Source organism: Pseudoalteromonas sp. DY56-GL22 (assembly GCF_041414715.1).
Lineage (GTDB): Bacteria > Pseudomonadota > Gammaproteobacteria > Enterobacterales > Alteromonadaceae > Pseudoalteromonas > Pseudoalteromonas simplex.
This window is the reverse complement of record NZ_JANHZR010000010.1, coordinates 21,459-35,493: the sequence shown is the minus strand read 5'-3', so window position 1 is coordinate 35,493 and position 14,035 is coordinate 21,459. Positions and strand designations below refer to the sequence as shown.

Below are 14,035 nucleotides of genomic sequence, written 5' to 3'. Positions count from 1 at the left end.
AATTATAAGAGCCAATTATGAGCCCAATTGATGCGATTAATAACGCAAAGACACTCGTTGCTACTGAACCACATAAAGCTAAAGTTATGTTGTTAGAAGTACTCAATGAACATCCAGAATATCACGATGGCTGGGCTTTACTTGCTGATACTCACAAACGACTGCACGAGCATGAACAACAGCATAGTGCACTCAAACAATATGAAATGATTTATTGGTTTAATAAACAATTAGACACTGCGAAGCAACAATTAACCAATCAAACCCCTCTGCAAGCACAGCAAACCATTCAGCAATTATTAAAATTAGTACCAAATGAATATAGAGCACTTGATACGCTGGCTGAGATCGCATTTAAAGTGGGTGATAGCAAAGCTTACTTTGCAATATCAAAACATAACCTTGAAAACAACGCACAAAAACAAACTGTTAAAGAAAGCTACTGTAAAGCCTTACTCAATACCAAGCAATTTGATGAGTTAATCTCTTTTTACCACTCGTCGATATCTTCACCGACATTATATATAGAGAGCTTATTAGCGATCGCTCATGTAAAACTAATGCAATTTGTTGAAGCAACAGCCCTCTATAACAAGTTACTCGATGCAAATTATTACCCAGCCCAATGCCACCTTCGCCTTGGCAACATAGAAAAAATAAAAGGTAATACTGGGCTTGCTATTGATCATTACAAACAAGCACTACAACTAGATAGTAAACTAGGCGAAGCCTATTGGAATTTGGCAAATTTAAAGACATACGTTTTTGATAGCGAAAATATCAATAACCTCGAGCAGCTCACACAAACTGCTAAACCACACCTAAATAGTGCCCAATTCTACTTTGCGCTTGCAAAAGCGTATGAGCAACAGGGTAACTTCAACTTATCATTTGCGATGTTAGAAAAAGCGAACATTATTCAAAAGTCACTCACTCCCTACAAGCCGAGTAATTTCACTTCTCGTTGCACGCAACATTTTAATCAAAAGCCAATGGCTCATAATGCATTTGATGAGTCGTTACAGCTGATTTTTATCGTCAGCTTACCCCGCAGTGGCTCTACCTTGATTGAGCAAATTTTAGCAAGTCACCCTGATGTTGATGCAAGTTATGAATTAACTGAAATTAACGCAATTGCGCGAGAGCTTGAGAGTAAAAAACTCTCAGATGTACCTTATGGCCTTGATAATCTTTCAGAACAAGATAAGGCTCATTATGCCGCAAGGTATTTGAATTTTATTGCGCCATTACGTGGGGGAAATAAGATATTTATCGATAAACAACCCACAAACTTCCATCATATTGCATTGATAAAAACTCTATTCCCGAACGCTAAAATACTCGAAGTTACGCGAGATAAAGCCGCAACAGCATGGAGTTTATACAAACACTCTTTTTCAGAGGGCCACGCCTATAGCTACGATTTCACATCCCTTGCACAATACATAAATGATTATACAGACTTAATGTCACACTGGGACACGCTATATGCTGGCGAAATTTATACAGTCGATTATCAAAACCTAGTTAATGATTTTTCCAATACGGTGGCTGAATTACTACGTCATTGCAATTTAGAGATGCATGAAAACTGTATTAATTTTTATAATCACCAACGTCCAATAATGACGCCAAGTTCTGAACAAGTAAGGCAACCGATTTACAAAGATGCTCTGACTCAGTGGTCAAACTACAAGGTTCACCTCGAGCCCCTGTTAAAGCTATTAAAATAATAATCAAACAAGTCGCTTGTAGTTGCCCAGTTAAATCTCTAAAATTCATTACTGTAATTATATACATACTTTAGGTTTTCTGGGCATGCTTTCTAACTCTTTAAAAAAAACAATTCGGCAAATTCATAAGCATGTTGCTGATAACCTCACCGATTATCGCCCTCGAAGCAGTCAAAACTATTTAGTTGCCGAAATAGCAAAAACTCTAGCTGGCGAATATCACAAGAGCCAACGAATTTGCGTTATTGAGGCAGGCACCGGGACCGGAAAATCGCTAGCGTATTGTTTAGGGGCATTGCCTTTAGCGATGGCCAAGAAAAAGAAATTAGTGATTTCGACGGCAACCGTTGCTCTACAAGAACAGTTAATTAGTAAGGAGCTGCCTTTTTTTAAAGAGCACTCTGGCCTCGACATCAAGTTTGATTTAGTGAAAGGTCGACAGCGTTATATCTGTGCACAAAAACTGAGTGCCGCCGTCAATGGCGACAGTCAAACGCAAATGGAGTTTATGCCGACCCTATCATCGCCCCTTTCAGATATGGAAACCAAATGCTTAAAGCAACTTTATGATGCTTATTCAAAAAAGCAATGGCAAGGCGACCGCGATAGCTGGGCTGATACAATTCCTGATAAAGTGTGGAATTTAATTGCTTGTGATAAGCATTCATGCCAACGACAAATGCGCGCTCATCAGCTCTGCCCTTTTCATATGGCACGTCAGCGTCTGATGCAAATGGATGTGCTAGTGATCAACCATTCTCTACTACTGGCTGATCTTGATTTAGGTGGCGGTAAGATTCTACCTGAACCTGACGATACGATTTATGTTATCGATGAAGCACACCATTTAGCGCACATCACCCGCGACTTCTCTTCTGCCGCAGCAACCATTAAAGGCACCATAGACTGGCTCGACAAGCTGGTTAAATTTGCCGGCAAAATGGCCAATGTGCTCGTAGGTCAAAAAGCGATTGGGCAAAATTTTAAGCTCAGTGACAGTATCAATGATGCCGGTAAAAATTTAAAAGTAGTGCGTGATATTCTTGATAACGCAGACTTTAATTATAACAGTGATGACACCTATCGTTTTGAACATGGTGAAATCCCAGCATCTTTACATGCCAAAGCAAAAGATATTAGCGATGCCACCCTTGATGCCCTAAGAGCACTCAACAAGATGCACGATACCCTAGTGCAAGACGTAAGTGATGGCGATGTAAAACCTTATGTGGCCGATCCAATCTTGGCTGAAAGTGGTCAGTACATTAATCGTCTAGAGTTATTAAACAAGCTGTGGTTTAGTTACGCCACAAAAGGCGAAGGTATTCCCCATGCGCGCTGGATCAAACGCTTAGAATATAAGAACCATCACGACCATTTACTTAGTGATTGCCCTATTGAAGTTGGCTATTACCTTAAAGATAAATTATGGAATCAATGTGCGGGTGCCGTGCTTTGTTCAGCCACCTTAACTGCATTGGGTTCATTTGATCACTTTGCTTATGAATGCGGTCTTGCCAAAGAAGAAGGCGTAAAATACATAAAAGTCCCTTCTCCATTTGATTACCCTAAACAAGCGACGCTGCATATTCCTGCAAGTCATATTGAGCCAACCGATAAAGCGTTTAGTGATCACTTAGCTGAGCAATTGCCCAAATTCCTTGATGATAAAAAAGCAAATTTAGTGTTATTTGCCTCTTATTGGCAGATGGATCATGTTGTTAAAGCATTACGTAACAAAGGAATTGAGGTCTTAGTGCAAGGAGAAATGTCTCGTGAAGCCCTGCTTAAAAAACATAAAGCCAATGTGGATTTAGGCCGTGCTAGCTATTTATTTGGCACTCAAAGTTTATCTGAGGGTCTTGATTTACCAGGTAAATACTTAGAAAACCTAGTAATTACAAAAATTCCATTTGCGGTGCCTACCTCACCAATAGAAGAAGCGCAGGCCGAGTTTGTGCAAAGTAAAGGTGGCAACCCGTTTCTTTCGATAACCGTACCTGATGCGGCAAAGAAATTAGTACAAAGCTGTGGTAGACTGCTGCGCAAAGAAAATGATCAGGGTCGCATTACTATCCTTGATCGCCGACTAGTGACCAAGCGATATGGCAAAGCCATGCTCGATACCTTGCCACCTTTTAAAAGACAAATTGATTATTAATGTTTGAATTAGCTTTAGACCCAACAACCTGGGCACTATTATGTGCAGTTGCACTAGCAGCCGGCTTTATTGACGCAATTGCAGGCGGCGGTGGCATGTTAACGGTACCTGCACTATTAACCGCAGGTTTGCCGCCTCACCTCACATTAGGTACCAATAAACTTGCAGCAAGTTTTGGTTCATTGACAGCCAGCGTAACGTATTTTCGTAAAAAGTTGTTCAACCCACGGTTTTGGGCTGCGTCCATTTTAGCAACAGCCATTGGGGCGCTCGTAGGTACTTTAGTGGTAGATTACTTAAGTATTGAATTTTTAAATAAATTACTACCGGTGGTGATTATTTTAGTCGCTTGTTACAGCTTATTTGGCAGTTTAAGTGCAACTGAGCATAACGAGTTACCAGAGCTTGACAGTAAAACTAAAGTTAAACAGTGGCTGCAAGGGCTTGGACTTGGGTTTTTTGATGGTTTAGCAGGCCCCGGCACTGGCACATTTTGGACCGCATCAAATAGCCTTTTATATAAAATGAGCTTATTGCTTAACTGTGGTCTTGCCCGCTCAATGAATTTTGTTTCAAACTTTATTTCATTGATCACTTTCGTTGCACTTGGCCATGTAAACTTTCTACTTGGTATCACAATGGGTTTTTTCTTGATGCTTGGAGCATGGTTAGGAGCACATTCTGCAATAAAGTTTGGTAGTAAAATGATCCGCCCAGTGTTTAACACTGTGGTTATAGTGTTAGCATTAAAGTTAATCTATGAGGCTTATTTATAAATGCAATCGACTGCTTTTGATAAACTACGTTCACAAATTGAAAGACTCAAACAATTAGCCACACAATTTGATAAGGGTAATTTATTTGCTAAAAATCGCTATATGCAAGCCCAGCCAAGTTTGTTTGATAAAGCCGTGTTTAGTACGAAAAGTATGATGCTGGCTGACTATGTAACCGAAATCGAAGATGAGCTTAACAGCCTGCCGCCAGCTGAGCATCGCCATGCTTATCAATATGCGCTTGAGCGTATTGCCATTCAAGTCGAAGCGGTATTCAATGTAATCAAATCAACCCCAGTATGGGCTAAAGAAAATAAATACAGCTTTAAGCCGAAAGCTAAGCCACAAGTTTATAAGCAAGCAGTAAAAAAAATCATGCAGTCATCCCATGAACTGTATGACGAACTAAAACAAACCCATGAGTTTGAACGCCGCTTAGTTTTGATGATCGAAGAGCGAAAACTTAAGCTCGACGCTGCAAATGCACAGCAAGCAACCGAAATTAATAAAGAAATATTAGCTTTACATGCAAGACTTGGCCGTTGTCGAAAGGCTATTTCAGCCACTGAAGACAAAATTCAGCAAGTCGAAAAGCAACAGCTGAGATAATGTTTTACTATCATCCAAATTATTCAGCGTTAACTTTACCCGAGCGTCACCGCTTTCCCATTGATAAATACCGCATGTTAAAACAGCTTGTTAGCAACTTTATTGATGAGCAGCATTTTATTACCCCACAACAAGCCACTAGAGCGCAGCTTGCTCTGTGCCATAACCCCGAGTATATCGACGCTTTTTTAACTGGTAGCCTTGATAGCAAAGTAATTAAAAAAATGGGCTTTCCTTGGTCCACTGAGTTGGTTGAGCGAACACTTTACTCTGTTGGCGCAAGTATTCAAGGCGCTGAGTTTGCTTTGCAACAGGGTGCTGCTTTTAACCTAAGTGGTGGTTATCATCATGCTTTTACGAGCTATGGTAGTGGTTTTTGTATTTTTAATGACTTAGCGATAGCCGCAGCACACTTAATTAATACCGAGCAAGCCGACACCGTATTAATTTTTGACTGTGACGTCCACCAAGGGGATGGCACAGCCGAAGTTACACAAGCACATCCCCAGATCATTAGCTGCTCAATTCATTGTCAGCAAAACTTCCCGCGTATTAAACAGCAATCAAACTACGATTTTGCGTTAGAGCATGGCACTACAGATGATGAATACCTAGAAACAGTCAAACAAGCTTTAGCCTTAACAATTAGACTCCACCAGCCAGATATCATTTTGTATAACGCCGGCGCAGACATCGCAACAGATGACGAATTAGGACACTTTCAAGTGAGTTTAGAAGGCGTGTATCAGCGTGACCATTTTGTATTAAACCAAGCCAAGGAAGCAAAAATCCCAGTGTTTTCAGCCATGGGCGGTGGCTACCAACGAAATGTAAGCCGTTTGGTTGAAGTTCATAGCCAGCTTTATAGGGCAGCTGTCGATTTATTTTAAAGCTTGGTATACACTAAAAGTGACTTTTAAATAAGGCTAACTTTGTATGAAATTGCATGACGACATTCATAATTACTATGAAAAATTGGTTGTCGAAGACATCTCAAAACGAAACTTAGAAGCGACCTATAGTGATGATGTTATGGCAGATTTATGCTGCACAGTATTAAATCAACTGCCTGCTCGTTACATTCGCTACGATGTCGATATGGAATTTTATTTACCGCAAAAAGAACGTATTAGAATGGAGCAACAAGTGCAAACAGCTATTGATGTAGCGATCAGCCAAGTCGCTAAGAAAAAGGAATTGCAAAAATGAGCAGTGAGTTAGAAGGTGCGCCTAACTATATTAAAATTGCTGTTGACCTTATTATGCTATTAGAGCAAAACGATGTCCCCGCCGAAGATGTATTAGCAGCTTTAGAAATCGTTAAGTCTGATTTCGAAAAGAAACTTCCAAAATCAACCGATTAATAGTCCGAAAATGGCGAGTATTAGAGCAGAAATTTGTTATGCTCAGGTTTTATAATTCAAGAATGTAAAACCATGTCATTGCCAAGTTTATTACGCTTATTCATCCTTGCTGCTATTTGGGGCGCTTCCTTCTTATTTATGCGCATGGCAGCGAATAGCTTAGGCCCTGCAGTATTAATTGAGTTAAGAGTTGGCTTTGCTGCAATTACACTGTTTATTTTTGCGATGTACTTACGAAAGCAACTCGCTTTCACGACCCACAAAAAGCATTTTTTCATTATTGGCGCACTTAATTCCGCCCTTCCCTTTTTATTGTTTGCCTATGCAGCGCAAACAATTAATGCCTCAACCTTATCCATATTAAATTCAACGACCCCTATTTGGGGTGCCATCGTTGGTATTGTATGGAGTAAAACGAAACCCACCAAAAGTATGTTACTTGGCTTGCTATTAGGTTTAACGGGCGTAGCCATTTTAGTAGGGCAAAATAGCCTGATTATCGACACGCAAGCAATCACAGCAATTGTAGCTGCATTGTGTGCCTCGCTCAGCTATGCCATTGCATCTCATTACACAAAACATGCACCTAAGTTATCTGCTTTTGATAATGCCCATGGCAGTATGTGGGCGGCAAGTATTATGGTTCTACCACTTATTTTTGTTATTCCTGCCAGAGAAATTCCAAGTAATGAGGTGATGCTTGGTGTGGTGGCACTCGGTGTGCTATGTACTGCGGTGGCATATATCCTGTTTTTCCGTTTGATTGATGACATTGGCCCAACCTCTGCGTTGACTGTTACCTTTTTAATTCCATTATTTGGCATTGTTTGGGGCAATTTAATTTTAGATGAGCAAATTGGACCTAATACCTTGGTTGGCGCATTGTGTGTTATCGCGGGTACCATGCTGGTCACCGGCTTTATTCGTATCAAGCCATTTTTAAAACGAAACACCTTGTAACAGAATCACCTTTGCAATTAAAAAATCAGGCTATAATCTATACATAATTTTTAAATAATAAGGAGAGTGCTATGTCAGGGACAACCATGGTGGTATTGATTGTCTTGATTTCTGTGGGTTCAGGTGTGATTTATGATATGTATAAAAAACATTTAGAGTTTAAATCTCGAACATTAAAAGACAGCAAAGAAGCGAACGAACATGTCGCTGCAGTAACAAAAGAGCTTGTAGAGCTAAAAGAGCGTGTGCAAACGCTCGAAGCCATCGTTACTGATTCAAGCTACAGCGTAAAACAAGAAATTAATAAACTCTAATTAAGTTAGCTCTTATTAAGTTAATAATGCACTGTATTGTTCAAGCACAGGCTGATAGTAATCGGCGTCTTGATTTAACATACGTTGGTAATGAGCACATAACTGCTTTAGATAAGCTTGGTGCTCTTTACTTGTTAGCTGCCACATTTGCTGGCCAACTCGAGTGATCGACTGCGAAGAAGACGCACTCATGGCAATAACTTCATAAAATCGTTTGTTTTCACACACCAACTGCTCAGATACGAGCCCCAATGGCAGTGTCTGCAAATAGCTGCGAACTTGATAACTGTGATGTACAGGGCAAACAATAAAGTCGATATGCGTATTTGGCTGTTGACTAACAATCTGCGCTAAAAATCGCACTAATAACTCACCTCCCACCCCCGCAATAATAACAAGGTGACGCTTTTTAGGATCTGGTGAAATCATTGCCACATCTTGGCAATGTACCTGCCAACGGCCGCGTTGCTCACTTGTGGCAAAACGTTCGAGTTTATCACTTAGTACCTGCATCAGCTCAGGCACAATATCAACGAAATGTATAAGCTGGGCTTTATTTTGCTGTAATAGCTCAATCCCTAACAAACCGTGATCGCAGCAACAATCCCAGATTTCGTCATACCCAGAATCAACTACATCAACAATGGCTGAAAGTCGTTTACTCAGTGCCATTAGTCTGCTGTTTTATAGACTAACGCTTTTAAGCTGCGATCACTGTCAACCTCAATAAAGCCATCAGTAGGAGATAGTCGCTCAACAAAACTAATTGCCCCTTGGGTATGATCGCTAATGAGATCTTTAAACGCCTGCTCAGATAGCTCAGGGCTATTTGCACACAGTAACAACTGGGTGTTTTCATTTAGCAGCTCAGGTAAACGACGTAGGATTTTTTGATAATCCTTGGTCAATATAAAACTGCCTTTTTGAAAACTCGGCGGGTCTACGATGATCAATTCATACGGTGCTGATTTTTTAAGCTTACCGAATGATTTTAGAATATCGTGCGGAAAATAACTCACACCTTGATCAAAACCATTTAGCTGATGGTTTTGTTTACCTGTTCGCAGCACCCCTTTATTCATGTCCATATTAATAACTTGGTCTGCCCCACCCTGCATTGCTGCAACAGAGAAGCCACACGTGTATGAAAATAAGTTGAGCACTTTTGCATTTTTACTATTAGCTTGAACAAACTCTCGGCCACGGCGCATATCAGGGAAAATCCCAGTATTTTGGCGACTCAATAAATCGACTTTAAACTTAATACCATTTTCACTGACATGGTGCTCTTGGGGTAATTCACCATACATAAGCGCGTTGCGGGTGTTAATGCCGCTACGTTGTTGGTAAACCAATGCACTGACAAGCGCTGGCGCATTCTGTTGTGCCCATTGCCACAGGGTATCAGTTAATTGCGCAAGTACTTGTTCATCTATCTCTTGATATGAAACTAAAAAGAGTGCTGGCGGATAAAAGTCTAAGTTTATGTGGCTCAGCTCAGCGACTGAGTGACCACGGCCATGGAATACACGACATAATTCATTAGCAGCAAGTGGCGCCTCTGCTAAAGCATTTAAAATGGCAGAAAAATCGTTTGTCATCATCTTTAGTTAATTAACTGTTGTTGTAATTCGTGAATTTCATCACGCACAGACGCCGCTTTTTCAAACTCAAGATCGCTAGCATAAGCATGCATTTTCGCTTCAAGAGCTTTGATTTGGCTGGCAATATCTTTCGCGCTGAGCACTTGTTTAGACTCTTTACGCACTAACTTAAGGTTGTCTTTCGGGCTTGCTTCTTCGCCCACATCCATAATGTCGGTAATACTTTTAACCAGTGCTTGTGGCTCAATACCATGTTCAAGGTTATAAGCTTGTTGTTTTTCACGGCGGCGGTCTGTTTCATCAATGGCTTGTCGCATTGAATTAGTGATGCGGTCGCCATACAGAATTGCTTTACCATTTAAGTGACGCGCAGCACGCCCTATGGTTTGAATAAGTGAACGAGTCGAACGTAAGAAACCTTCTTTATCGGCATCAAGTATCGCCACCAGTGAAACTTCTGGCATGTCGAGACCTTCTCGCAATAAGTTAATGCCTACTAACACATCAAATACGCCAGCACGTAAATCACGAATAATTTCAACCCGTTCAACAGTGTCGATGTCTGAGTGCAAATAGCGTACTTTTACGTCATGGTCATTGAGATAGTCGGTTAAATCTTCTGCCATACGCTTAGTTAACGTGGTTACAAGCACCCGCTCATTCACTTCTACTCGTTTATAGATTTCTGAGAGTAAGTCATCAACCTGGGTGCCCACAGGGCGTACTTCAATTTCTGGATCAATAAGCCCGGTCGGACGAATGACCTGCTCTGCAACCTCCCCTGATGAGCGCTCAAGCTCAAAGTCACCAGGGGTTGCCGACACATAAATAGTTTGCGGCGCAATGGCTTCAAATTCTTCAAAGCGTAATGGGCGGTTATCTAACGCCGATGGCAAGCGAAAGCCATACTCAACAAGATTTTCTTTACGGCTTCTATCGCCTTTATACATAGCACCAATTTGCGACACAGTAACGTGTGATTCATCAATAATCATCAATGCATCATCAGGTAAGTAATCTAATAATGTCGGCGGTGGATCGCCCGGTGTTCTGCCAGATAAGTATCGCGAATAGTTTTCGATACCAGAGCAATAACCAAGCTCGGTCATCATTTCAATATCGTACTGGGTGCGCTGAGCAATACGTTGCTCTTCCACAAGTTTGTTGGCACTGAGTAACTGAGCTCGGCGGTCTTTAAGCTCATCTTTAATTTTATCAATGGCATCAAGAATTTTTTCACGGGGTGTTACATAGTGGGTTTTTGGATAAATAGTCGCACGTACAATATGCTTTTCAACTGCTCCTGTAAGCGGGTCAAAAATACTTAAGCGCTCAATTTCATCGTCAAACATCTCCACACGCACAGCGTAAGTATCCGATTCAGCAGGAAATATATCGACCACTTCGCCACGTACGCGATAAGTACCGCGGCTAAATTCAATATCATTGCGTGTATATTGCAATTCAGCAAGACGACGCAGCATATCGCGCTGATCGACGGTTTCACCTACTTTTAGTAAAAGCATCATCTTCATGTATGAGTCAGGGTCGCCCAAACCATAAATAGCAGACACCGAAGCCACAATAATGGTATCACGTCGTTCAAGCAGCGCTTTGGTGGCACTTAAACGCATTTGTTCAATGTGCTCATTAATAGACGCGTCTTTTTCAATAAAGGTATCGCTGGCAACAACGTAGGCTTCTGGCTGGTAATAATCATAATAAGATACAAAATACTCAACCGCATTATGAGGGAAAAACTCTTTCATTTCACCGTAAAGCTGTGCAGCGAGTGTTTTGTTGTGTGCCATAATAATGGTTGGCCGATTCAAATCATTAATGATATTGGCCATGGTGAAGGTTTTACCGGTTCCTGTAGCCCCTAATAATGTTTGATGTGCAAGCCCAGCCTCTAGGCCATCTTTTAACTGTGCAATGGCCGTTGGTTGGTCACCACTTGGCTGAAACTTAGAAACTAGTTGGAAATGGTCGCTCATGAATGACACTCCTTCATATATGATGCACTTAACCCATCAACTTCTTTGATAAACCATTTATAGGCAACCATTGCAGTAAATAAGTTACCAATCGCGGCACCAATAAATAAACCAGTTAAACCTGCAATTTCGCTGCCTATATAAGCAAAAGGTACATAAAAAACAAACAGACGTACCACACTTAAAATCAGGGCATTCATTGGTTTATGCAAGGCATTAAATGAAGAGTTAGATAAAATAATCACCCCCTGCAGGCCATAACTCAGTGGTAAGATATAAATGAATAACTTAATCACATCCATTACCGCTTGCTCTTTACCAAATACATCCGCGATAAAGCCAGAGGTTAACAGCAGTAAAATATAAATAGCGAACTGCCAAATCATCACGAATTTCAAGGTTTTTGAGTAAGCTTCTTTAACACGTTCAAACTTACCTGCCCCAAAGTTTTGACTTACAAATGGTGGTAAGGTCATTGATAAAGCAAGCACCACAAGGCTTGCGATAGATTCAATGCGACTGCCTACACCAAACGCTGCAACCGCCTCAGGGCCATGCTTAGCTACTAATGCCGTCATGACCGCCATCGCTATTGGCGTCAACATATTTGCGCCTGCCGCCGGTAAACCTATTTTAAGAATTTTACGAACTGAACTAACTGCTGTTTGCTGACCAGCATGCAGGCTCAACAAACCGTTCTTAATTGCCAGAATATATAAAATAATAATTACTGCAACCGCCCAAGCAATAACACTCGCAATAGCAGCCCCTTGTATACCTAAGGCTGGAATTGGCCCAAAACCAAAAATTAGTACCGGATCTAAAATAGCATTTATCAGCCCCGCTCCACCCATAACAATACTTGGCGTTTTGGTGTCGCCGCTGGCTCTAAGCACTGAATTGCCAACCATAGGGGTAATTAAAAATACACTGCCGATGAACCACACGCTCATGTAGTCATGAATAAGTGGCAAGACTTGCTCACCTGCGCCTAATAATTTAAAGATAGGCTCAATATACAAATAACCTAAGGCAGAAAGGCAAAACACCATTACAACCGACACCAATAATGACATACTGGCATCAAAACGAGCTTCATCTAAATTATCACTTCCGAGTGCTTTAGCAATAACTGCGGAGGTACCTATCCCTAAGCCGATTGCTAAACTAATTACAGTAAAGGTAACTGGAAAAGTAAAACTTACTGCGGCTAATGGCTCAGTGCCTAACAAACTGATGAAGAAGGTATCGACTAAATTAAACATCATAAGAGTGATCATTCCGAAAATCATAGGAATGGTCATTTTTTTTAAGGTCGGCAGAATTGGGGAGTTTAAAAGATCAGGTTTAGTTTTGCTCTGCGGTTTCACGCTCATAAGAATTCTTGGCCTCTTTATATGAGCCTATAAGTTTAAAGCATCCTTCACTTGCAAGCTATGCTTTATTCGCAGAATCAAAATCGATGTACAAAACTATAACTTTTGACGCTTTGACATAAAAATAACCACTAACCCTTATAAAAAACAATATAAAAACAAATTTAATAGCTTTATTACAATTAAATGGCACTATTCGCTGTTTTTTTACACAATAAATAGCATCATTTCATCGTCACGAATAAATTTACTTATCAATTCAGCATCGCTTCAGATAAAAACACTAACACATTGATTTAAAATGAATTAAAAAAACTTAATTAAACACTTGAAATTGCTGGAGCGCCCTAAAATCCTAGTACTATAGCTGTTCTTAAAGTTTAATAAACAGAGTTATCCACAGAAACCGTGGATAACTCTCTAGAAGCCGCAAATATAAAGGCTTTGAAGACTAGCTTGAAACTGATAAAACGAATAATAGTGAAGTATCCCGTTTTGACCCTTTTGTAAGCTTCTAGAAAAGAATGTGTAAAAAATGCTCTCCCCTTAATGGAAAGCCAGCATGAAACATAAAACACGACAACACACTATTCAGTAACTAACTGATATGTATACCTAAAAATAAATTTAGTCATCCTCGACAAACAATGATGTCGATGTGCTTCATAAAAAAAGATGAAATATTCGCCATCTGTAGTAAGAAAATACAAGAAAAAAATAACACCTAAGGATGGCCTAATAAAAACTCTTAGGTTTGATTTTCTCAATCACAAGAAATTATTGCATAAGTGATGATTTCCTCACTTTAATAGAGAATATCTGAACAAAGAATGGTTTTTTATATTTTCAATTTGGTACTACTGCTCAAAAAGAATGCAAAAAAGTCATCTTTTCGACATAGCTAGTCTTCTAAAAAACAAAAAACGCTGCGCTTTTCAGCTACATTTTGCTCAGATCGAACATAAAAACATCGAATAAGCTTCTTTTTTGAATTTATGAAGTTTTTATGTTGACACTTTGCAATGCTGTCATTAATATTTCGCCCCGTTGAAAGGCATGACGCTTCCCCCTTAGCTCAGTTGGTTAGAGCGACGGACTGTTAATCCGCAGGTCCCCCGTTCGAGTCGGGGAGGGGGAGCCA

At 40.4% G+C, this 14,035-nt stretch carries 13 protein-coding genes and 1 tRNA gene; 10 read left to right on the top strand and 4 right to left on the bottom strand.

The features are described from left to right. The first annotated feature begins 17 nt into the window (after window positions 1-17). From NO991_RS18090 to NO991_RS18050, 9 genes are all read left to right on the top strand, one after another. On the top strand, window positions 18-1,733 hold the full coding sequence (locus NO991_RS18090; protein ID WP_300359235.1) for a tetratricopeptide repeat-containing sulfotransferase family protein: 1,716 nt from the start codon (window positions 18-20) through the stop codon (window positions 1,731-1,733). Window positions 1,734-1,818: 85 nt separating this feature from the next. After that, window positions 1,819-3,894 carry an ATP-dependent DNA helicase DinG gene (gene dinG, locus NO991_RS18085; protein ID WP_300581841.1) on the top strand — a complete coding sequence of 692 codons (2,076 nt, stop codon included), beginning with the start codon at window positions 1,819-1,821 and terminating at the stop codon, window positions 3,892-3,894. Further along, on the top strand, window positions 3,894-4,670 hold the full coding sequence (locus tag NO991_RS18080; RefSeq protein WP_300362680.1) for a TSUP family transporter: 777 nt from the start codon (window positions 3,894-3,896) through the stop codon (window positions 4,668-4,670). Before dinG ends, NO991_RS18080 begins: the two co-directional genes overlap by 1 nt. Continuing rightward, window positions 4,671-5,279: a primosomal replication protein gene (locus NO991_RS18075; protein ID WP_054553679.1), complete on the top strand. Its 609-nt coding sequence runs from the start codon at window positions 4,671-4,673 to the stop codon at window positions 5,277-5,279. Beyond that, the gene (locus NO991_RS18070) at window positions 5,276-6,169 is read left to right on the top strand and encodes a histone deacetylase (RefSeq protein ID WP_300362688.1); all 894 of its coding nucleotides are present in this window, start codon (window positions 5,276-5,278) and stop codon (window positions 6,167-6,169) included. Before NO991_RS18075 ends, NO991_RS18070 begins: the two co-directional genes overlap by 4 nt. Window positions 6,170-6,215: 46 nt before the next feature. Beyond that, window positions 6,216-6,488: a late competence development ComFB family protein gene (locus NO991_RS18065; protein ID WP_138602087.1), complete on the top strand. Its 273-nt coding sequence runs from the start codon at window positions 6,216-6,218 to the stop codon at window positions 6,486-6,488. Then, window positions 6,485-6,643, top strand: a complete 159-nt coding sequence (locus NO991_RS18060; RefSeq protein WP_082389283.1) for a YbaM family protein — start codon at window positions 6,485-6,487, stop codon at window positions 6,641-6,643. Before NO991_RS18065 ends, NO991_RS18060 begins: the two co-directional genes overlap by 4 nt. Before the next feature lie 72 nt (window positions 6,644-6,715). Continuing rightward, window positions 6,716-7,603: a DMT family transporter gene (locus NO991_RS18055; protein WP_054553682.1), complete on the top strand. Its 888-nt coding sequence runs from the start codon at window positions 6,716-6,718 to the stop codon at window positions 7,601-7,603. Between the two features lie 71 nt (window positions 7,604-7,674). Beyond that, window positions 7,675-7,917 (top strand): hypothetical protein, encoded by a 243-nt coding sequence (locus tag NO991_RS18050; RefSeq protein ID WP_054553683.1) that lies wholly within the window; start codon window positions 7,675-7,677, stop codon window positions 7,915-7,917. 15 nt (window positions 7,918-7,932) lie between these two features. Here the strand turns inward: NO991_RS18050 and NO991_RS18045 are convergent, their stop codons facing one another. Genes NO991_RS18045 through NO991_RS18030 form a run of 4 tightly spaced genes read right to left on the bottom strand, consistent with a single transcriptional unit; the run spans window position 7,933 to window position 12,894 of the window. Beyond that, complete coding sequence (locus NO991_RS18045; RefSeq protein ID WP_300362686.1) at window positions 7,933-8,589, bottom strand: tRNA (adenine(22)-N(1))-methyltransferase TrmK; 657 nt, start codon at window positions 8,587-8,589, stop codon at window positions 7,933-7,935. Next, window positions 8,589-9,518 carry a class I SAM-dependent methyltransferase gene (locus tag NO991_RS18040; protein ID WP_371352267.1) on the bottom strand — a complete coding sequence of 310 codons (930 nt, stop codon included), beginning with the start codon at window positions 9,516-9,518 and terminating at the stop codon, window positions 8,589-8,591. The genes NO991_RS18045 and NO991_RS18040 overlap by 1 nt, the downstream gene beginning before the upstream one ends. Window positions 9,519-9,523: 5 nt before the next feature. Beyond that, on the bottom strand, window positions 9,524-11,518 hold the full coding sequence (gene uvrB, locus NO991_RS18035; RefSeq protein ID WP_054553686.1) for an excinuclease ABC subunit UvrB: 1,995 nt from the start codon (window positions 11,516-11,518) through the stop codon (window positions 9,524-9,526). Then, the gene (locus tag NO991_RS18030; RefSeq protein WP_300363026.1) at window positions 11,515-12,894 is read right to left on the bottom strand and encodes an MATE family efflux transporter; all 1,380 of its coding nucleotides are present in this window, start codon (window positions 12,892-12,894) and stop codon (window positions 11,515-11,517) included. Before NO991_RS18030 ends, uvrB begins: the two co-directional genes overlap by 4 nt. Window positions 12,895-13,958: 1,064 nt before the next feature. On the opposite strand from NO991_RS18030, the gene NO991_RS18025 reads away from it, so the two are divergent. Then, a tRNA-Asn gene (locus NO991_RS18025) sits at window positions 13,959-14,035 on the top strand.